At 59.7% G+C, this 20716-nt stretch carries 19 protein-coding genes and 1 pseudogene; 10 read left to right on the forward strand and 10 right to left on the reverse strand.

The annotated features are described in order from the left end of the window. The first annotated feature begins 15 nt into the window (after positions 1-15). Both DQ393_RS26270 and DQ393_RS26275 read left to right on the forward strand, forming a co-directional pair. A complete protein-coding gene (locus tag DQ393_RS26270) occupies positions 16-408 on the forward strand; it encodes a DUF779 domain-containing protein (protein ID WP_112345177.1) in 393 nt (130 codons plus the stop codon). Positions 409-755: 347 nt separating this feature from the next. Further along, entirely contained in the window at positions 756-1334 is a 579-nt protein-coding gene (locus DQ393_RS26275) for a hypothetical protein (protein WP_112344636.1), read from the forward strand. Here DQ393_RS26275 and DQ393_RS26280 read toward each other — a convergent pair. Then, positions 1310-1948, reverse strand: coding sequence for a TetR/AcrR family transcriptional regulator (locus DQ393_RS26280; protein WP_112344637.1), 639 nt, complete (start codon positions 1946-1948; stop codon positions 1310-1312). The two genes, DQ393_RS26275 and DQ393_RS26280, sit on opposite strands and share 25 nt — an antisense overlap. Before the next feature lie 61 nt (positions 1949-2009). Here DQ393_RS26280 and DQ393_RS26285 point away from each other — a divergent pair. The 5 genes and pseudogenes from DQ393_RS26285 (at position 2010) to DQ393_RS33910 (ending at position 6725) form a co-directional block, all read left to right on the forward strand. Continuing rightward, positions 2010-2950, forward strand: a pseudogene (locus tag DQ393_RS26285) (alpha/beta hydrolase family protein). 160 nt (positions 2951-3110) lie between these two features. Continuing rightward, on the forward strand, positions 3111-4124 hold the full coding sequence (locus DQ393_RS26290) for an aldo/keto reductase (RefSeq protein ID WP_112344638.1): 1014 nt from the start codon (positions 3111-3113) through the stop codon (positions 4122-4124). 386 nt (positions 4125-4510) lie between these two features. Next, entirely contained in the window at positions 4511-4855 is a 345-nt protein-coding gene (locus tag DQ393_RS26295; protein ID WP_112344639.1) for a BON domain-containing protein, read from the forward strand. Continuing rightward, entirely contained in the window at positions 4852-5373 is a 522-nt protein-coding gene (locus tag DQ393_RS26300; protein WP_112344640.1) for a DUF992 domain-containing protein, read from the forward strand. The genes DQ393_RS26295 and DQ393_RS26300 overlap by 4 nt, the downstream gene beginning before the upstream one ends. A gap of 743 nt (positions 5374-6116) precedes the next feature. After that, entirely contained in the window at positions 6117-6725 is a 609-nt protein-coding gene (locus DQ393_RS33910) for an acyltransferase family protein (RefSeq protein ID WP_245430460.1), read from the forward strand. Positions 6726-6767: 42 nt separating this feature from the next. Here the strand turns inward: DQ393_RS33910 and katG are convergent, their stop codons facing one another. After that, positions 6768-8966, reverse strand: coding sequence for a catalase/peroxidase HPI (gene katG / locus DQ393_RS26310; RefSeq protein WP_112344641.1), 2199 nt, complete (start codon positions 8964-8966; stop codon positions 6768-6770). A gap of 342 nt (positions 8967-9308) precedes the next feature. Between katG and DQ393_RS26315 the strand changes: the two genes are divergently transcribed. Together DQ393_RS26315 and DQ393_RS33540 are read left to right on the forward strand one after the other, a co-directional pair. Continuing rightward, entirely contained in the window at positions 9309-10319 is a 1011-nt protein-coding gene (locus tag DQ393_RS26315) for a LysR substrate-binding domain-containing protein (protein WP_112344642.1), read from the forward strand. A gap of 156 nt (positions 10320-10475) precedes the next feature. Next, the gene (locus DQ393_RS33540) at positions 10476-10652 is read left to right on the forward strand and encodes a hypothetical protein (RefSeq protein ID WP_169643266.1); all 177 of its coding nucleotides are present in this window, start codon (positions 10476-10478) and stop codon (positions 10650-10652) included. A 172-nt stretch (positions 10653-10824) separates the two neighbouring features. On the opposite strand, the gene DQ393_RS26320 is transcribed toward DQ393_RS33540, so the two are convergent. The 5 genes from DQ393_RS26320 to DQ393_RS26340 form a co-directional block, all read right to left on the reverse strand. After that, the gene (locus DQ393_RS26320) at positions 10825-12006 is read right to left on the reverse strand and encodes a M20 aminoacylase family protein (RefSeq protein ID WP_112344643.1); all 1182 of its coding nucleotides are present in this window, start codon (positions 12004-12006) and stop codon (positions 10825-10827) included. A 73-nt stretch (positions 12007-12079) separates the two neighbouring features. Next, on the reverse strand, positions 12080-12871 hold the full coding sequence (locus DQ393_RS26325; RefSeq protein ID WP_112344644.1) for an amino acid ABC transporter ATP-binding protein: 792 nt from the start codon (positions 12869-12871) through the stop codon (positions 12080-12082). After that, positions 12868-13812, reverse strand: coding sequence for an amino acid ABC transporter permease (locus DQ393_RS26330; protein WP_112344645.1), 945 nt, complete (start codon positions 13810-13812; stop codon positions 12868-12870). Before DQ393_RS26330 ends, DQ393_RS26325 begins: the two co-directional genes overlap by 4 nt. Further along, positions 13809-14699, reverse strand: coding sequence for an ABC transporter substrate-binding protein (locus tag DQ393_RS26335; RefSeq protein WP_112344646.1), 891 nt, complete (start codon positions 14697-14699; stop codon positions 13809-13811). The genes DQ393_RS26330 and DQ393_RS26335 overlap by 4 nt, the downstream gene beginning before the upstream one ends. 46 nt (positions 14700-14745) lie before the next feature. Further along, a complete protein-coding gene (locus DQ393_RS26340; RefSeq protein ID WP_112344647.1) occupies positions 14746-15723 on the reverse strand; it encodes an ABC transporter substrate-binding protein in 978 nt (325 codons plus the stop codon). Between the two features lie 100 nt (positions 15724-15823). Here DQ393_RS26340 and DQ393_RS26345 point away from each other — a divergent pair, with 100 nt between their 5' ends. Beyond that, a complete protein-coding gene (locus DQ393_RS26345; protein ID WP_112344648.1) occupies positions 15824-17152 on the forward strand; it encodes a PLP-dependent aminotransferase family protein in 1329 nt (442 codons plus the stop codon). A gap of 8 nt (positions 17153-17160) precedes the next feature. Here DQ393_RS26345 and DQ393_RS26350 read toward each other — a convergent pair whose 3' ends face one another. From DQ393_RS26350 to DQ393_RS26360, 3 genes are all read right to left on the reverse strand, one after another. After that, positions 17161-18231, reverse strand: a complete 1071-nt coding sequence (locus tag DQ393_RS26350; RefSeq protein ID WP_112344649.1) for an acyltransferase family protein — start codon at positions 18229-18231, stop codon at positions 17161-17163. A gap of 38 nt (positions 18232-18269) precedes the next feature. Beyond that, complete coding sequence (locus DQ393_RS26355) at positions 18270-19085, reverse strand: galactosyl transferase (protein WP_112345178.1); 816 nt, start codon at positions 19083-19085, stop codon at positions 18270-18272. A gap of 98 nt (positions 19086-19183) precedes the next feature. Beyond that, the gene (locus DQ393_RS26360) at positions 19184-20671 is read right to left on the reverse strand and encodes a lipopolysaccharide biosynthesis protein (RefSeq protein ID WP_432422037.1); all 1488 of its coding nucleotides are present in this window, start codon (positions 20669-20671) and stop codon (positions 19184-19186) included. Positions 20672-20716 lie beyond the last annotated feature (45 nt).

Genomic DNA, 20716 nt, shown 5'->3' on the forward strand with positions numbered 1-20716 from the left:
AGATGGAGGATCATGATGAACGACGGTGGATCGGAACCGCGGGTGCTCGCGACCGACAAGGCGCTCGAGCTTATCCGCGAGATACAGCAGGATCATCCGGATATCCTGTTTCATCAGTCGGGCGGCTGTTGCGACGGCTCGTCGCCGATGTGCTATCCGGCAGGCGAGTTCATGATCGGTGACAACGACGTCAAGCTCGGCGAGATTGGCGGCGTGCCGGTTTATATCAGTGGCAGCCAGTTCGAGGCCTGGAAGCACACACAGCTCATCATCGACGTCGTGCCGGGACGCGGCGGCATGTTCTCGCTCGATAATGGACGAGAGAAGCGGTTTCTAACACGCTCTCGTCTCTTTGGCGGCGGTGAAGCCTGCGCAATCCCGGACATCAGCCGTGCGCCGGCGCCGTAAGCAAGGTCATAAATGGCGTGTCGTATTCCCCTAATACCCGCGACCGTAGAGGCTTTGATAGAGTGCTGTGCGTTGGTTTTGAGGGAGGAAGCGATGCGAGCAGCGAAGATTTTGATGATCACCGGTGATTTCACTCGCAGCGTATCCGGTTTCCGGACATCGCCGTGTAGAAAATGACTTTCACCGGAACATGCAACTTTTAGAGAATATCTCGCGCGGGCCTATATCCTGGGTTATGAACCTTTAACTAACCTGAGGTAGTATTCCGATCATCGACTATCGCATGAGGCATAGGGCTTTGCGTCAAGCTTCCATGAGGGAGAGGCTGTGGCGCTTGAGGATAAGCGATGACAGCGATTTCAAACGTGCCCTCGGCGGCCTTGGCCATTCTCCAGCAATTGAATAAGGGCACGACAATGACGGAGCAGTCTCCGTCCGCCGCCGATAGTCTTATTGCAGTGGCGACCGGCCAAGTGAATAAAGTGGCCGTTTCCAAGCAGCCCACACAGGCCCAGTCGAATGTCTCGGAAGCCATGTTCAGCATGAGCAGGGACAGCATCGCCAAGCAGAAGCTTGATCTTATCGAGCGGACGGGCCGGGCTCTTGGGGTTGAACGAAGCGACTATTCCTCCATGGACGAGTTTGTTGCAGCGATGAAAAAGGTCTATGGCGAGATGAAGGTGCAGGCTGGTGGCATGGGAGCGTTTCATGTGCTTGAAAGGCAGCTCGGCCTCGATAAGCTTGGCCTGACGATCGAAGACGTTATCGAGAGCGCTCAAGACGGCGGCAGCAACGACAAGGTCACGAAAGCCCTCGAAAGACAGGCGAAGAAAGAAAAGGACGAGGCGAGCGGAACCGGATCGGATGAGGCTATCCAGATCGATGCGGCGGCTGCCACTCTCTACGGTCTGCTTTCGTTCAACTGACCTGGTTTGTCAGTCGCGGAATCGCGCTCTGGCGGTGCTATCAGACGACTTTTGACAAGCTCGGCTGCCGCATCCGCCGCAGTTTCCATATAGCTTGGATCGCGATGGAGCAGCACCACGGCAAACGCGCCGTCGAGAAGCAGCATGATCTGGCGCGCGAGCGGCAGGGCATCATTGCCGGCTCCAGCCTCCATGAAAGCCGAACCCAGCCAATCCTCGACGCGCTTCTTGTGGGCGCGGGCAGCCACCAGGGCCGGATGGCCGGGGAGATTGATGAGCTCCACCGAGGTGCGCAGGAAGCCGCAGCCCTTCCATTTGGCGCTGCGCGCCGACTGTGCCAGATGGTGAAAAATACCGGCGACTTTCTCGGCGATATCGCCGTCCGTTTCCTCGAACCAGCGCTTGAACAGAACCAGGTTAGGCTCGTCGCGTGCTTGCAGATGGGCGGCGATCAGGTCGTCCTTGCTGCGGAAATGATAATAGAGAGTGCGCTTGGTGACGCCCGCCTTTTCGGCGATGGCGTCGACGCTGATCGCGCGGATGCCGTCACGATGGAAGAGCTTTCCGGCGGCCTGAAGAATGCGGTCGCGTGTCGGCTGGGAGCGGTCTCTCATAGCCTAATGTATACCGGGTAGTGAATATACACAACGCAGCGCTCGCCTCATCTTGGCGGCCATGAGCGAACGAGCAATTCCATTGGCGGATGCAAGCAATCTGCCGATTTCCATTCCCTGCCGGGATGGCGTCGTTCTCGGCGGCCATCTGTGGCTGACCGGGATGAACAGACCGGAAGGCAGCGTCATTATCAATCCTGCCACGGGCGTTCTGGCGCGCTACTATCATCGTTACGCGCAGTTTCTGGCCGGGCATGGGTTCGATGTGCTGACTTACGATTACCGCGGCATCGGTCAGTCACGCCCGCAACGGATGCGGGGTTCGGACTATCGCTGGCGGGATTGGGGTGAGCGGGATTTCGACGCCGCGCTTCGGCTGATGGCTGCTTATCGGCGCGGCGGCCCGCTCATGGTGGTCGGCCATAGCGTCGGCGGTTTCCTGCCGGGATTGGCCGAAAGTGCCCCGATGATCGACAGAATGCTGACGGTCGGCGCACAATATGCCTGGTGGGCGATTACATGCCCGGCAGGCGAGCCGCCCTGTTCCTGAAATGGCACATCGCCATGCCTGCAATGACTGCGATCTGCGGCTATTTTCCCGGGCGCCGGCTCGGCTGGCTTGAGGATCTGCCGAAAGGCGTGGCAAACGAATGGAGTTTTCGCGGGCGCCGGTTCGAGCGCAGCCATCCGAGAGGCGAGCGAGAGGCCGTGCTGCGTCGCATGGCGGCAGTCAAAGCCCCGATTTTGGCCGTTGCGGTTTCGGACGACGAACTCGGCACGATGCCGGCCATCCGCCGCACGCTGAGCTATTATACAGGCGCGCAATGCATGCCGGTGTTGCTGAAACCGGCCGATTTCGGCTGCGACGCGATCGGCCATTTCGGCCTGTTTCATGATCGTTATGCCAGCAGCTTCTGGATCGATACGCTGTCCTGGCTGCGGGAAGGCAGCAATCCCTGGCCCTCCTGCTTACTCCCGGTGGAGAATTCCTCGCAGCCTTGAAGGCTCGGTCCAGCGTGGCAAGCAATCAGCGGATCAGCGACCGACCCATTATCCGGATTCCCGAATTGTAAAATCGCAATTTGCGGCTTAATTCCTTTGTTCGGCAATCTTACATATCGTAATGAATATGTATCGGCCTGCGCCGGCTGGGGGGTAATGCATGCATCTTGGTGATTACGCTGCGCTCGGGCATTCGGAGTTGCGCGTCAGCCCGCTTGCACTTGGGACCATGTCGTTCGATGGGGATTTTGCTTGGTATTCGCGCGATAAGGCTGCGGCGATTCTCGATCGCTATCTTGATCTCGGCGGCAATTATCTCGACACCGGCAACGGCGACGTAAAAGCGGGTGGCCAGACGGTTGTCGGCAATTACTTTGCGCAGAACTCGATAAGGCGCGACCAGCTCGTCGTCGCTGCCAGGTTCAACGCCGATCGGAATGGCGAAACATCAGGCCGCAAAGCGGTGATCGATGGGTTCGAACAGGCCCTGCGGCGGCTTCGCACAGACTATCTCGATCTTTATTGGCTGAACAATTGGGACATACAGGCTCCGCTGGAGGACATACTCGCGGCGCTGAACGATCTCGTTCAATCCGGAAAACTGCGCTATTTTGGCATCTCCGATGCGCCGGCCTGGAAGGTGGCGCATGCACATCTGCTCGCACAATCCCACGGCTGGTCTCCGTTCATCGGCCTGCAGATTGAATATTCACTTGCTGCAAGGCTCTTCGAGGTCGAGCTCATTCCGATGGCACGCGGATTGGGGCTCGGCGTGGTATCGCATTCGCCGTTGAATGGTGGGCTCATCAGCGGAAAATATACGCGCGCTGACAATGCCCGGCTGAGGTCGGGTCAGGCGGCGCAATTGGCGCAGACGCCCGGCGAGGAGGATTTCGAAATCGTCGATGCCCTGATCCGCGTAGCAGGCGAGCTTGGCACCAGTACCGCTCGCGTCGCCCTTGCCTGGGTCATGGCGCGCACGGCCGTGTCGTCCACCGTTATCGGCGTGCGGAGCATGGAGCAGCTGGAGGAGGATATTGGCGCACTCGATGTCCGCCTATCGACAGAGCAGACCATGACCCTCGATGCGCTGACGATTCCGAATCACACGCTTGCCCCATCACTATTGCTGCGCGAAGCCGCCCCTGCCTGCGCCTGGATAACACCCCGGTAAGCGTCGGTTTCTCTTAACGATCGTTCCTCCAAGCTAAGTTGCCGATATCGAGACGAGAAATGGCATGAGCGGTAGGTACGCCGCAGCCGCTGAATGTGAACCGGAACGTCCTGTCCTGGCCGTTCTGGCCTCAAAAAGGCTTTCTTCTACTAGTAGTCATTGTTGCCTCTGCTCTGCACGCGCAGGCGTTGCTGCCCCAATTCGTTGTTCATGAGATTCGGGGAATGCCCGCGCTGCCTCTTTTTGAAAAAGCTCGAGGAGACAGGAAATGAACAGGAACCGTGCCGAAGGCGCAGTCAAGGAAGCAGCCGGAAAGCTGACCGGGAACGCGCGTCGCTGAAGCCGTCGGCGCGAACGCTTCTTCTCGCGATTTATCGAGGCTTCCGATGCTCTTTCTGGCCAAGCTGTCATCGCTGACGACATCACCGGATAGAAGTGCGATCTGCGCGGCGATCCGGTGCCTCATTGCTTACGCCAAAGGACTGGAAGATTGCCGTATCGAGGTTCTCGCCGAGGAGGGGGCGATCGTCCTGTCCGGGGTTGCGCCATCCGATCAGGCACGGCAGCAAGCCATCGCGATTGCCGGCGATTATGCTGGAACCCGCATCATCAACAACATCGTTATCCAGGCCGATCGCGGCCCTTCCATCGAGACCGGGATCAGCTCGTCGAATTCCCCTGCGCCGTCCGGGCCGCCCGCGGCGCTCAAACCGCCGAAGGAGACGTCATGAAAAAGATCATCATCACGGCTGCGGCCATTGCCGTGGCTTTCGGTTCTGCGGCTTCCGCCGCCAGCAGCCAGCAACACCATCCGAAAAGGCAATCGGCGCAAGTCGCCTCCGAGCCCCGGCAACGCCTTGGAACGCTTTCCTGCGAAGTCGCAGGCGGTGTCGGCATGATCATCGGTTCCAACAAGCAGGTCAGCTGCACCTTCAAGCAGCGAACCGGCAGGGTCGAACGCTATACGGGCGCGATCGGCAAGCTCGGGATCGACATCGGCGTGACCCGCAAGACCTATCTGAGCTGGGTCGTCATCAACACCGCGCCTACGCGTGTCGGCGATGGTGCCCTGGCAGGCACTTATGTCGGCGCATCCGCCGGTGCTTCCGTTGGCCTCGGTCTCGGAGCCAATGCGCTGGTCGGCGGCAATTCCAAGAACTTTGCGCTGCAGCCGCTGAGTGGCGAGGCCGGAACCGGCCTGAATGTCGCAGCCGGCGTTTCCCGGCTGCAGTTGCGCCCGGCCAGCTGACGCAGATCGACAACGGCGCGGTTCCCAGCAACCACGCCGTTGCTGCCTTGCCCTGGAAGCCGGAACATCTCCCGGCCCCGGACGAAGATGGTGTCGATATCTGTTCGGATCATATCTGAGGGGCCAAAGGCACAGTCGCTATGGCTATGTGCGGTAGAATTCGATCATTGCGCGTTCATCGCTGCTCATGAGGTGAACAAGGTTTGCCTTGCGCGATGAAGTTCTCTTTCTGCGGGTATTTTGATACTTTTAATAGTAATCTATATCGCCTTTATTAGCATTTGCATCCTAGGATAGTTGCCCAGTAAAGCAACTAGATAGTCATTCGATGTCCGAGTATGGAAAGCCGCCGTATATCCCGGCCCTTGACGGTTGGCGCGGACTGGCCGTCTTGCTGGTGTTGGCGGGGCATTTCGGCGGTGATCACTACCTTCCAAATCTTGGATCGTCGGGCGTCGACCTGTTTTTTGTTCTTCCGGACGCCTTATGGCCGATATCCTCTTTGTAAGGAAAATGCCTCTCCGGGTTTTCTTCTTTCGGCGGTTCAGCCGTGTTTATCCCGTTCTGTTGTTATTTGTTTGCATAAATGCAGCCATTTTCTGGTCGACTCCGCTGACACCCGGCGTCGTGGGAGTGCTCTCTGCACTTTCTTTCACGTTGAATTACCTCATAATCGACAGCGGTAGCTTCATCCCGGTATTTGACCACATCTGGTCATTGTGTGTGGAGAGCACGGCTATGTCTTGCTTGGCCTGCTGGCCTGCTTGTTTCGTGGTGCCAATCACCGGTTCATTGGACTTTTGATATTAGGCCTCGGCTTTGCCGCGATCGGCGACGGCATCTTACAATATGATGGCTACGGACAGAATCCATTCACAGTCTTTTGGCCGAGCCATGTGGCGGTCGCGCCGATATTGATTTCCGCCGCATTATTCCTGCTGCTTGGGCAGTATCGCTATCGGCCGGCCATGGAGTGGTTGGTGCCCTTGGCATTTTTCTGCGGCCTGGCGGCGCGCCTTTTCGCTGATGCCGCCTGGTTGTTCTTCGGTGCAAAAATCATGCTGTTGGCGCTCGCCGTCTGCATGATCGAGAGAGCTGCGCGCTTCTCCGCAATATTGTTTGAAGGGGTTATCTTCCGGCAGGTCGGCCGGATGTCATTTTCGATCTACTTATGGCAGCAGCCATTCTACATCCTCGCCCGGCAAGGTTTGCTATCCCAAGTTCTCGCGCTGGTTCTGGCAATGTGTTTCGGGTTGCTGAGCTATTACCTGATCGAGCACCCAAGCCGCACGCGATTGAATGCGTGGTTTGAAAAAAGCAAACAGCAAGGCGCTGCTTTGAAAATCGGCTGAAACGGGCGCGACCAATTTTGGTCGCGCCCGATGCTTTTAACTTCAAGCGATGTCGAAGCGGTCGGCGTTCATCACCTTTGTCCAGGCGGCAACGAAGTCCTGCACGAACTTCTTCTCGGCATCGGCCTGGCCATAGACCTCGGCGAGCGCGCGCAGCTGCGAGTTGGAGCCGAAAACGAGATCGACGCGCGTCGCGGTCCACTTCACGTCGCCGGTTGCGCGATCGCGGCCTTCGAAGACGTCCTTGGCGTCGGAAACCGCCTTCCATTCCGTGCCCATGTCGAGCAGGTTCACGAAAAAGTCGTTGGTCAGCGTTTCCGGACGCTTGGTGAAGACGCCGTGCTGGCTCTGGCCGACATTGGCGTTCAGCACGCGCAGGCCACCGACGAGAACCGTCATTTCCGGAGCCGTGAGCGTCAGCAGCTGTGCCTTGTCGATCAGCAGTTCTTCGGAAGAGACGGTGTAGGCCCGCCGCTGGTAGTTGCGGAAGCCATCAACGATCGGTTCGAGAACGGCAAAGGCGTCGACATCGGTCTGTTCCTGCGATGCATCGGTACGACCCGGAGCGAAGGGAACAGCCACATCGTGGCCGGCCTTCTTCGCAGCCTGCTCGATGGCAACCGAACCGCCGAGAACGATAAGATCGGCGAGAGATACCTTCTTGCTGCCGGTCTGGGCATCGTTGAACTTCTTCTGGATGCCTTCGAGCGTCTGCAGCACGGAAGCGAGCTGGGCCGGCTGGTTGGCTTCCCAGTCCTTCTGCGGAGCGAGACGAATGCGGGCGCCGTTGGCACCGCCGCGCTTGTCGGAGCCGCGGAAGGTGGAAGCGGAAGCCCAGGCAGTCGAAACCAGCTGCGGGATGGTCAGGCCCGACGCAGCAATCTCGCCCTTGAGGGTGGCGACATCGTTGGCGTCGATCGCTGCATAATCGGCCGAGGGAACCGGATCCTGCCAGATCAGCTCTTCGCTCGGCACTTCCGGGCCGAGATAACGGGCGCGCGGCCCCATGTCACGATGGGTCAGCTTGAACCATGCGCGGGCGAAGGCATCGGCGAACTCATCCGGATTTTCGAAGAAACGGCGAGAAATCTTCTCATAGGCTGGATCGAAACGCAGGGCGAGGTCGGTCGTCAGCATGGACGGCGCGTGACGCTTAGACTTGTCGTGTGCATCCGGGATCGAGCCGGCACCGGCGCCGTGCTTCGGCACCCATTGATGCGCGCCGGCCGGGCTCTTCGTCAGTTCCCATTCATAGCCGAACAGGTTCCAGAAGAAGTTGTTGCTCCACTTCGTCGGCGTCGAGGTCCAGGTGACTTCGAGACCGCTGCCGATCGTGTCGCCGCCCTTGCCAGTGCCGAAGCTGTTCTTCCAGCCGAGGCCCTGTTCCTCGATACCGGCCGCTTCCGGCTCAGGACCGACGTGGGCGGCATCGCCTGCGCCATGGGTCTTGCCGAAGGTATGACCGCCGGCGATGAGGGCGACGGTTTCTTCGTCGTTCATGGCCATACGGGCGAAGGTTTCGCGGATGTCGCGTGCGGCTGCAAGCGGATCGGGATTGCCGTTCGGTCCCTCAGGATTGACGTAGATCAGACCCATCTGCACCGCTGCGAGCGGGTTTTCCAGATCGCGATCGCCGCTGTAGCGCTTGTCGCCGAGCCAGGTGTCTTCCGCGCCCCAGTAGATGTCTTCTTCCGGTTCCCAGACGTCTTCACGACCGCCGCCGAAGCCGAAGGTCTTGAAGCCCATGGATTCCAGCGCGACATTGCCGGTGAGGATCATGAGATCGGCCCAGGAGATGCTGTTGCCGTATTTCTGCTTGATCGGCCAGAGCAGGCGGCGAGCCTTGTCGAGGTTGACGTTATCCGGCCAGCTGTTGAGCGGCGCAAAACGCTGCGTGCCCGAGGAGGCGCCGCCGCGGCCATCGCCGGTGCGGTAGGTGCCGGCGCTGTGCCAGGCCATGCGGATGAAGAGCGGGCCGTAATGACCGAAGTCGGCCGGCCACCAATCCTGCGAATCCGTCATCAAGGCGGTGAGGTCCTTCTTCAGGGCCTCCAGATCGAGCTTCTTGAACTCTTCGGCATAGTTGAATGCCGTGCCCATCGGGCTGGACAGCGCGGAGTTCTGGTGAAGAATCTTGAGGTTCAGCTGGTTCGGCCACCAGTCACGGTTCGAACGGGCCGAAACGCTTGTGTTTCCATGCGGAAACGGACACTTGCCGGCAGTTTCGACTTTGGTATCCATAATTGTCTCCCTTACGATGATTTGGGCTGTGACGACCGGAGGATGGATTTGCGACCCTCTCGGTAAGTCATTTGGTTTTATGACAAGCGTGACGACGGCATGTCCGACGCGTGAAAATCTCTCGTTGTACTGACCTCGCATAGAGCGGATTCGCGGAAAACCGACAAGGCCAATGCCCCCGCTTTCCCGATAGTCCGCGCATCGATGAATTGAACGCAGTCAATGCTCCCAATGTGAGCTTCGTGTGACAGGCGGCCGCATCTCATCTTTGCCGCGGGACTATAACCAAGGCTATCCATTAATTTAAGTTGGATTTCCTGATTGGCGCGATAAGATGAACTTATGACAAATTTGACCCTCAAGCAGCTCCGGTATTTCGAAGCTCTGGCCAGGCACGGCCATTTCGGACGCGCTGCCGACGTATGCGCCATCTCGCAGCCCGCCCTATCGATGCAGATCAAGGAATTGGAGGAGCAGCTCGGCACGAATCTTTTCGAGAGAGGTGCGCGCCAGGTACGGCTGACCAATTTTGGAGAGGCTTTCGCAAGCCGCGTGCGCAATATCCTGCGATCGGTCGACGAGCTGGGAGACCTTGCGCGCGCATCGCACAACCAGCCTGTCGGCCGGTTGCGAATCGGCATCATTCCGACGGTCGCGCCCTACCTGCTGCCGAGCATCATCGGCAATCTCACCCGTATCTATGAGGGGCTCGATATCCATGTGCGCGAGACCTTGACGTCGAAACTGGTGGAGGAACTGGAGGAAGGTCGGCTCGACACCGCCATTGTCGCCGTGCCGGTATCCGAGCCGTCGCTGACGGAAATCCCCCTATTTGCCGAAAATTTCGTGCTCGTGCGGCCGAGCGAGGATGAGGGCAAGCCGGTGCCCAACCGGGAGGCGCTTCGCGAAATGCGGCTATTATTGCTGGAGGAGGGGCATTGCTTCCGTGATCAGGCGCTGTCGTTCTGCAATATACAGTCGGCCGTTCCTCGGGAGCTGATGGATGGCAGCTCGCTATCGACGCTGGTGCAGATGGTCAGCGCCGGCATCGGCATCACCCTGATACCCGAGATGGCCGTGGCGGTGGAAACGCGTTCGGCTTCGGTTTCGACCGTGCGCTTCCAGAGCCCGCAGCCGTCGCGAACGATCGGGATGATCTGGCGCAAGACGAGCCCCTTGGCGAGGCAGCTCATGCAGATTTCCGAGGTGGTCCGGGAAGCTGCCGACGCAATGCGCGAGCAGCACGATTCGATTTGGCGCGCGCAGGATCTGGAGTTCGATGGCCGATTGCAACCGTCGGCTGCTCGCCACCCCAGCCTTGATACCGCCGATGACCGGGCTTCGCACCAGTAGGTTCAGCATTTCGCATTAACGCTGCAGGAAACTTTTCCACAGAAGGCGTTATTTCAAACGATTGAAAATATTTTAATCGTTTAAATAGTTTAATGCCTTGATTTACAAAGAAACTCCTCCATGTCATGCCAGTGACGCATGACAATGGAGGTCGTGATGCAAGAGCTTGAAAGCGTAAGAAATGAAATTCCTACGTATGTCATTGATCGCCTCGAAAACGAATGGCGGGTGATGCAGACTCAGAATGTCCAGCTGGAAACGGGGCTGCAGACTGAAACGCCTGCAAATACAGGGCCTACAACGGGCGATAGTCTCGGATCCATCGATAAGTAGTATTTATGAAGGCAGGAATCGCACGCGCTCGCAGGTCTCGCCGCGCTATTGAAGGCATCGCATTCCGCCTTTTTCCATGACATCCAGAAAACGGATCAGCCCCGGCTTGTTGCCAGGGCTGTCGTTTATTGCGGCGCCATTGGCGCCGGATGCGATCGAGATAAGAATCGGTTCAGGCGTCGAGATAACGTTCCGCCAGCCGTGCCCACATGGCAGCCCCCACGGTGAGGTTCTCATCGGCGAAATCATATTTGGCGCTGTGGAGGATGGCTGACTTCAAGCCATTGCCAAGGCGCAGGAAGCTGCCGGGCTTATGCTCGAGATAATGCGAGAAATCCTCGCTGCCGGGGATCAGGCCGCAGGTGGTGACCTTGTCGGCACCGACGAGTTCTTCGGCCACCATGCGCGCAAATTCCGTTTCCTTCTCCGAGTTGACGACGACCGGGTGACCGTGGACGTAGTCGATCTCGGCGCTAGCGCCATAGCCGTCTGCGATGGAGGCCGTCAGTTTGCGGATGCGGGCCTCGAGCAGCTCGCGCACTTTCGGATCGAAGGAGCGGACCGTGAGTAGCATCTTCGCGCTCTCCGGAATGACGTTCGACGCCTCGCCGGCGTGGATGGCGCCGACGGTCACAACCGCCGTCTGCGTCGGGTCGACGCTGCGGGCAACGATCGTCTGCAGACTGACGACGAGATTGCAGGCGACGACGACGGGGTCGACGGTCAGATGCGGGCGCGAAGCATGGCCGCCCTTGCCTATGATGGTAATCTCGACCGTATCGGCCGCCGCCATCAGCGGGCCGGAGCGCAACAGCCAGGTGCCTTCCGCAGCACCCGGATGATTGTGCAGCCCGAAAATGACGTCGAAGGGAAAGCGTTCGAACAGCCCATCCTTGATCATCGCCGGAGCGCCGCTGACCGCTCCCGCCTCTTCGGCCGGCTGGAAGATCAGGTTCACCGTACCATTGAAGCGGCGGGTGCGGGCGAGATATTCGGCAGCTCCGAGCAATATGGTGGTGTGGCCGTCGTGGCCGCAGGCATGCATCTTGCCTGACACCTTGCTGGCATAGGGCTTGCCCGTCTGTTCCGTGATCGGTAGCGCGTCCATGTCGGCGCGGATTGCGATGCTCTTCTTGCCCGCACCGACCGTCATGCGCGCAACGACACCATGGCCGCCGACATTGCGAGTGACCTCGTAGCCCCAGGCCTCCAGCTTTTCGGCGACGAAACGTGCGGTTTCCGCCTCTTCGAAGGAGAGTTCGGGATTGGCGTGGAGATGCCGCCGGATGCCGGTCAGTTCGGCCTTCATCGGTTCGAAATCGGAAAGGCGGGCGAAATCGTTGTCGGGGGTCATGGCTATTCCCATTGGTTCGCTTGTGCCGCTTTTCGCCAAAAGCGTGCGGGCTTCACTGATGATATGTGTCGCGCTAGATGAAGCGCGACAGGAAGCTTCTTGTGCGCGGATGCTGCGGATTGCCGATCACATCCTCCGGCCTACCCTGTTCGACGATCTTGCCACCGTCCATGAAGACGACACGGTCGGCAGCCTCGCGGGCAAAGCCGATCTCGTGGGTGACGACGATCATCGTCAGGCCTTGGCTAGCAAGATCGCGCATGGTCGACAGGACCTCGCCGACGAGCTCCGGATCGAGCGCCGAGGTCGGTTCGTCGAAGAGCATCAGCTTCGGCTTGATCGCCAGCGCTCTCGCAATCGCCACGCGCTGCTGCTGGCCGCCGGAGAGTTGCCGAGGGTAGTTGTGAGCCTTGGCCGACAAGCCAACGCGGTCAAGCAGCGCCAGCGCATTTTCCGTCGCCTGCTTTCGGCTCTCGCCGTGGATGCCGATCGGCGCTTCGATCACATTCTGCAGCGCCGTCATATGCGGGTAAAGATTGAACTGCTGGAACACCATGCCGATCTTGCGCCGCTGCAGCGCGATCGCATGGTTGGACAGTTTGAGCAGCCTGCCCTTGTTCAACCGATATCCGATCTGTTCGCCGTCGACTTCGATCGAACCGCGATTGATCGCTTCCAGATGGTTGATGCAGCGCAGAAAGGTCGACTTGCCGGAGCCGGAAGGGCCGAGGATGACGACCACTTCGCCCGGCATCACATCGAGGTCGATGCCTTTCAGGACTTCGAGATTTTCGAAGGACTTGTGGACGTTGCGCGCCTGCACCAGCGGCGGCAGGTCGGCAACGGTACTGATTGGGGCGTTCATTGGCCCGCCTCCTGTGCCGGCACGAGCGCTGGCGCGCTCTCCGTTGCCGCCTTCGTCCCGCCGGTGCGGCGGTCGGCGCGGCTGTAATAGCGCTCGATGTAGCTCTGGCCGATATTCAGCACCGAGGTGATCAGCAGATACCAGATGACGGCGACGAGCAGCATCGGGATGACTTCGAAGGTGCGGTTGTAGATCGATTGCACGGAATAGAGCAGGTCGGCCATGGCGATAACACTGACGAGCGAGGTCGCCTTGATCATGCTGATGAGCTGATTGCCCGTCGGCGGCACGATGGAGCGCATGGCCTGCGGGATGATGATGCGGCGCAGAGCCCGGCTTCTCGTCATGCCGAAGGCTTCGGCGGTCTCGAACTGGCCTCTGTCGACCGAAAGCAGGCCACCGCGGATGATTTCAGCCATATAGGCGGCTTCGTTCAGCGCCAGGCCGGCGATCGCCGCCGTCATCGGGCTGATGACCGAATTCGTGTCCCAGCTCACGAAGGTCGGGCCGAAGGGAATGCCGATCGTTAATGTCGGAAAGAGCGTCGAAAGATTGTACCAGAAGATCAGCTGCACGAGCAGTGGCGTGCCGCGGAAGAACCAGATGAACAGCGAGGCGAGCGTGCTTGCCAGCCTATCCTTCGACATGCGGGCGATCGCCAAAAGCAGGCCAAAGACGATGCCGAGCGCCATGGCGACGACGGTCAGGCCGAGCGAGACATAAAGGCCGCTGATGACGACGGGGTCGAAGAAATACTGGGCGACGACATGCCAGCCGAAGTTTTCATTGTGGGCGACCGACCATGCCCAATAGGCTGCGATCGCAAGCGTGACGACCCAAGCCGCCACACGACCCTTCGGGAACGGCGTGTGGGCATTCGCCACATCCCGTTCCGCGGCATCGCCTGATGGCGATGCGATGTCTCTGGCATTCGTGCTCATTTCGGCAACGTCCCGCCAAGATTGATACCGGGTTCCTTGATCATGTTATTCTCAAGGCCCCACTTCTTCATGATGGCGGCATAGGTGCCATTGTCCATAAGAAGTTTGATGGCGTCCTTCAGAATTGGGCCGAGCGGAGAACCCTTCGGCACGACGGCGCCCTGATAGAGATCCTCGAAGCCGTTCTTCTGGCCGACGCCGGTGAGCTCCAGCTGGCCGTTCGCCTGGGACACGAAATAGGTGAGCGGAGCCTGTGAGGAGAAGAAGGCGTCGGAGCGCTTGGAGCGGACGGCGAGGATCGAGCTCGGCTGATCGGTGAAGGACTGGACCTCGATCGCGCCCTTACCATCTGTCTTGCACTTTTCGGCCTGAACCTGGATCACCTTTTCGGCCGATCCACCCGCCATGACGGCGATGCGCTGGCCGCAGGCGCTGTCGAGCGAGGTGATGCCCTTCGGATTGCCTTTCTGGACTGCGAAGACGACGAATTCCTGCACCCAATCGACGAAGTCGTTGGCTTCCTCGCGGCTCTTGAAATCGCCGATCGGACCGAAGGCGAATTGATAGCGGCCGGAGTTGATGCCCGCGAGAATGGCAGGCAGGCCGCTGACGCTTTCATGCTCGATCTTCACGCCGAGCACCTCGCCGATCGCATCGGTCAGATCGGCGCTGGCGCCGGTCAGCTTGGTGCCGGTGACGATTTCATAAGGAGGGAAGGAACCGTTGTTGACGGAAATCATCTTACCCGATGTGCGTATGGCTTCCGGCAGCTTGGCCTGCAGGTCCTTGTTGACCGAAAGTTTCGGCAGGCTGGCATCCTCGGCGAAGGCCGCGCTTGACATCATCAGGCTTGCCAGGGCGACGTAGGTCATTTTCTTCAGCGACATGTTCATTCCCCTTTTTGCTTTGCGTCTCTGATTCTTCAGTCGGTGGTCAGGCAGCGCTCGTCCGGCTGCCGTCGACGTCGAACGGGAAGAGTTCCTCCGGCGTCAGGAGCCGCGGCAGGATGCCCTGCACATGCAGCTCCCCGGCGAAATCGGCGATCATCCTGCGGTTGGCGGCAAAGCCGCTTGCATCCCAGCCTTCGGGCAGCTCGGTTGCCGATTTCAGCAGCTCATCCAGCATGAAGGGCGTGGTGTCGGCATATTTGCGCCGCTTGCTGCGCCACATGCGCTGCGATTCATCGATGAGCGCGCTCAACTCGGCGATGACCCAGGGATGCTCGGCGACGAGTTCGGCCTTCAAGCCGATCAGGTGCATGCCCGGTACATAGCCCACATCGGCAAAATAGCGATGTTCCGCGGCGCGGAAATCCGGCAGCAGCTGGCGGAAGCCGGAATTACCGGCGAAATAGCCATCCGGCATGAAGGGCGTGAAGATCGCATCGAGCTCGCCCTCTTTCAGGAGGTCCACCATCGGCCTCTCGCCGGGTGCTGCCTCGATGCGGCCGGGGCGGCCGAAGCCGTCGAGGCGATCGGTGATCGGATGCGCTTCGGTGAGGCGGCCGGCATACCACATGGCATCTTCGACGCCGACGCCTTCTCGGCGCAGCGCTGCCCGCGTCCAGGTATTGCCGGAGTCGCGCCAACCGGTGACGCCGATGCGCTTGCCGGCGAGCTCAGCAAAGCTCGTGATCGGGCTGTCCTTGGTGGTGATGACACAGCGGTGACGGAAGCCGCGCATGATGAAGTTCGGTATGCCGACCACGCTCTCATCGCCGTCGATGCGCATCTGCGTGTAACGGCTGAAGGAGGTTTCGGCGGCATCATAAGTGTCGCTTTTGCCGACATGCGAGATCAGCGTCCCGACCCGATCCACCCTAATATCGAGCTTGGGGGAGGAGACATCACCCAGCACCAGAGGGGTCATATAGTCCCAGTCACGAAGGGCAAGGCGGAGAGTAAGGGGCATGAAATTCACTCGCGGGAAAACTTGTTTTCTCAACGAGTAAATGTTCAATATATGTCGATCAAATGTTATTACGTTATTGAACATTAAAAATGGTGCGAAAATGAGCGAAGATCGGGACGCGAAATGGTTTGCCGAAAAATTGAGCGATCGGACCATTCGCGGTATCGCGCTTGAGACGAGCGCGCTCATTCGCGCCGGTGCCCTGCCTGTTGGTACCAAGCTGCCGCCCATTCGCGATCTTGCTTTTGCCCTTGGGATCAGCCCCGCGACCTTGTCCGAAGCCTGGAGCGAGCTCAGGCGCCAGAAGATCATCAGCGGACGCGGCAGAAACGGCACATGGGTCAGCGGCGATCGCTTCGTCGCCAAGCCGGCGCGGCTTGCAAGCGTCGGCGATTATGGTTCCGACGCCCTGAACCTCACGGCTGCCGTTCCCGATGTTCGGCTGCTGCCGAAGCTGGAGGCGGCGATGGCCTATGGGGCGTCGGCGGAAAATCTCAACAGCTATGAACGCAGCCGCATCTTGCCGGAGCTTGAGCGCGAAGTCAGGAAGACGTGGCCCTACGAGCCGGAGGCGTTTCTGGCAACCAATGGCGGCTATAATGCCGTCTATACTGTGATCAACGCCCTGGTTATGCCCGGTGCTGCCGTTGCGATCGAAGACCCCACAGGCATGCGGCTTCTGGATATTCTTGAGGATCGCGGTGCGCGCATCATTCCGGTGAAATGCGACGAGGAGGGGCCGCTGCCGTCGTCACTGGAAGGGGCGCTGCGGTATCGCCCGGTCGCTTTCATCTTCCAGCCGCGCATCCATTCTGTCACCGGCCAGAGCGTGAGCGCGGCGCGGATGGAAAGTCTCGCCGACATCCTTCGCGACAAGGATACATTGATCGTGGAAGACGATGGCGTTGCCGATATCTCGACCGCGCCGCGCCATTCGCTGGGCCATCTCTTTCCCGATCGCGTCATCCATATCCTGTCGTTTTCGAAGACGCACGGGCCGGATCTCCGTCTCGCCGTACTGTCGAGCTCGCGGGCGATCGTCGAGCAGGTCCAGTCCTATCGCAGCTTCAGCGCCGGTTGGACGAGCCGAATTCTGCAGGCGGCCGGTGCCTGGCTGCTGCGCGATCCGGAAACGGCTGCATGTCTCGATCATGCCCGGCAGACCTATCGGCAGCGCCGGGCCGGCCTCATCGATGCGCTTGGCGAGCGCGACGTCGATGCGCACCATGGCGAAGGACTATGCGCCTGGATACCGGTCTCGTCGGAGCCTTTTGCAATGGTAACGCTTGCCGCCAGGGGCATTGCGGTGCATCCGGGTGCTAAATTCTCCATTCTGCCCAGCAGTCATTTGCGCGTGGCGACGGCCAATCTTTCGGATCGCCTGGAAGAAGTGGCGGATGCGATCGCGCTCGCCGCCGTCCATACATGACGACAAATCTATCGGCTCGGAGTCGCGCCAATGCTTTTGGGTACGCCCTTCCAGGCAGACGCATACTTTACCAGTATCGCGGCAAGCTTCGCCGAAAGCAACGCAATCACGGAAATCGCAACGAGATAGATCGCTATGTAGACCGGCTGCGGCAGAGGGACGTCGCGCATCAGATGCCCGTAGATCTCGGTAAAGCCGCGATGGCACATGTAGATCGGGTAGGAGAGGTAGCCGAGAAAGATGCCGAGCCGCTGCAGGCTGGCCGGCAATTCGAGCATCGTGCCGGCAAGGACGATGAACGGCGAGATCAGGATGCAGAAAACAAGCGCATATTTCAGCGAATAGGTCGGAAGAAACAGCAAGACCGAGATCGCCGCGATCGGCAGCAGGGCGACATAGCTGTTCATGGTCCAGCCAAACGCCGCGCTGCTTCGCAGTCGATAGATGATCATTCCGAGCGTGAAGGAGAAGAAGACACGGGCAAGGCCGCCGTCCACCGAGCGCCATTCCCAGCCGAGATCGAGCGATTTGTGGAAGAGGACCGAACCGATCAGCAGCGCCAGAGATGCGGCGGCTACGAGGATTAGGCTTCGTGTTTTCAGCCGGAACAGCGCGAGCGCGAATACCAGATTGGCCAGCAATTCCCAAAATAGCGACCAGGCCGGACCATCCAGCGGATAGAGTGCCCAGATGTCACCAGCCGATCGGGTCAGAAAGCTCGGCGAAGGCAGCATGAAAAGCGTCGTGAGGATGCTTGCGCTCAGATCGGCACGCCCGACGCCTGCCGCCTGCCAATGTAGCAGCAATTGCACAAGCCCATAGATGCTGCCGATCAGGAAGAGCGGATAGAGGCGTGCGTAGCGCGCCTTCATGAAGGCAAGAACGGTCATGCCAGCGGCAAGCTTTTCACCGTAGGCTCTGGCGATCACGAAGCCGCTGAGCACAAAGAAGAAATCGACCGCGATATAGGCCGAAGGCGCATAGGGCCTATCGAGGTGGTAGACGACGACGGCAAAGGCCGCCAGGCCGCGCATCGCATCCAGGGCGGCGTATCTGTGTTTCGTTGCGTCAGCCGGCATTGATCGAAACCTCGTTGAGCGGAAGGATTGCGCCTCGGCTACCCGGCGGCGCGCGCGCCGAAGAACTCGGTTCTCAAGTTTCGATCGAGCGGGCGCACCCGCGAAAGATTGCCCAGGAATTGGCGGGGATTTGTGAGGACGGACCGATTGAGGAAATGGGTCCTGATCAGGCCGGAGGATTTACTGTGGGCGCCGGCATGGCCGACCCGATAGATCGCGCCGCGGAAGGGAAGGGATCCGAGCGGAGAGCCGGCATCGGCCAGCAGCTTGCCGATGCGCACATGGCTGCCGAGCATGGATTTGATGTAATCGACCTCGGCGTCGGCGAAGCTTGCCGGCAATCGGTAGAGGTCGGAGCGGATGATCAGCGATGTGCCGCAGTAATTGGCGAAGTCGTTATGGTGCAGCAGCAGCCGGCCGCCCTCGTTCCAGAGATAGCCGCGGTCGATCTTCCAGCCGTTGGCGTCGGTATTCTTAGCCGCGAAATCGACGATGTTGGCGCTGACGAAATCGTCGTCGTCGACGATCATGAAGAAGCGGGTGTCGCGCGCAGAAAGCATGCCGCTCAGAACGCGGCGGCCCTTGTCCAGCCGGAATGCGTCGTAGACCTTCTCCCGGTCGGCGCCGTTGATGTCGTGGAGCTGGTTCGGGGGAAATGTGACCCGCTCCGCCGAGAAATTCGGCGGCAGATCGGGCAGATCGGCGCCTTCATTGGCAACCACGACGCCGCGCCAGTTGCCATTGGATTGTCCGGAGATCGAGGCGATCGTTTGCGACAGCCGCCGCTTCAGCGCGGGCCAATCGTTGGAATTGGCCTGGTGGCGAACGGGAATGATGAACGTAACCAGTGTCATGATGCGCCTTTCCGACATTTGCCATTGCTATTGCGGTGACCGAAAGGATCCATCCGGGATTTGCCGCGCTTCGATGTGCCGTTCGCCATGGCCTGCTGCTATGCCTTTGCGCGGCGACCTTGCAGTGTCGTCCGCGCGAGGAAGAGGATCCTCTCCTTGCACAGGAGGAGGATAAGGCCCGAATAGGCAAGGCCGCCGACCAGGACTTCACAGATCAGACGGGCTGCAAGCGACCAGTCGTACAAGGCCGACGAGGTTGCCAGCACTGCGACGAGCATGCCGAGATAGGCGGCTATCGGCCGCAGGAACTGGCCGAAATATTCGGCGATGCTGAGGCCGATTAATCGCGAGACCATCCATAGCGTCACCGGCCACAGCAGCAGCACGCCGACCATAAGCCCGAAGACGACGGTCGCCACGCCGTATTTGTGAAGAAGAAGAACGGTCAGGATCGAGACGACGTTACGCACCAGCTGATAATAGAACCACCAGTCGGACCTGCCCTGGCTCGTGATCAGGGAGGCCTGGATGACGCCTATCCCGGCCATCAGCCCGATCACGCAGAAGAAGCGGACCGGCCAGATGGCGGCTGCCCAATGCGGCCCGAAGATGAGGGGAATGGCATCGTCGGCAACGGCTGCAAGCCCCATGAAGGCCGGGAAGGATACCAGCGAGCAGCCGAAGGTTGCCATAAGGAAGGCTTCGCGCACCTTGTCTTTGTCATGCTGCAGGGAGGAGAGCAGCACGTGACTGACCGAATTCAGCCCGCCCGACAGGACATTGTTGAGCATCTCGTAGAGCCGCCGGGCGAAATTGTAGATACCAAGGGCGGCCGGGCTCACCAGGGTGCCGATGATCAGCTGGTCGAGATTCATGGTCTGCAGGAAGCGGTTGCCTGAGGCATAGATGCCGTAATGCAGCAATTCGCGCAGGCTCGAAAGCTTGATCCTGAAACCCGGCAGCCATCTTGCGCCCCAGAATGCTGCGATGCAGGCAGCCGCCGGAGCCGCGATCTGGGCGATTGCAAGCGCCCAGAGGCCGAAGCCTGCAAAGATCAGCGCCAGACAGATGGACGCCGAGACGATCGTGGCGATCGCGGTCCGCGCCGCCGCCAGATGGAAGGACATGGTCCGGCCGATCAGGGCATTGGGGACGATGATCATCATGTCGAAGAAGATTTTCAGCCCGATGATCAGCAGCAGGCTGACGATCTCGTCATGTCCGACCCAATGGGCAAGATGGGGTGAAAGCAGGAACAGCGCGGCATAGAGGATAGCCGCGGAAAGGAAGGACAGCCAGAAAACCGTATCAAGATGACTGCGTCGAATGGATTTTTGCTGGATCAATGCTTCGCCGAAGGCCGTCGGCCCGAAGCCGGCGGTGAAGCTCACGATGGCGAAGGCGAGCGCGACCAGGCCGAAATCCTGCGGCAGAAGAAAGCGCGACGTAACAATGAAGACAAGGCTGTTGAGCGCCGTCGGGATCATCGTATCCAGAGCCGACCAGAAGGCACCCCTCAAAGCGGCCCGCGAGCGGTTTTCGCTCAGATGTTCAAAGACGATTTCATCCGCTTCGGAAATCAGCAAACGCATACCTCGTCGTCCAGATCTCGGAGCCGGGGTTCCGACGTC

The sequence above is a fragment of the Martinezella tropici genome (assembly GCF_003287875.1).
Taxonomy (GTDB): domain Bacteria; phylum Pseudomonadota; class Alphaproteobacteria; order Rhizobiales; family Rhizobiaceae; genus Rhizobium; species Rhizobium tropici_C.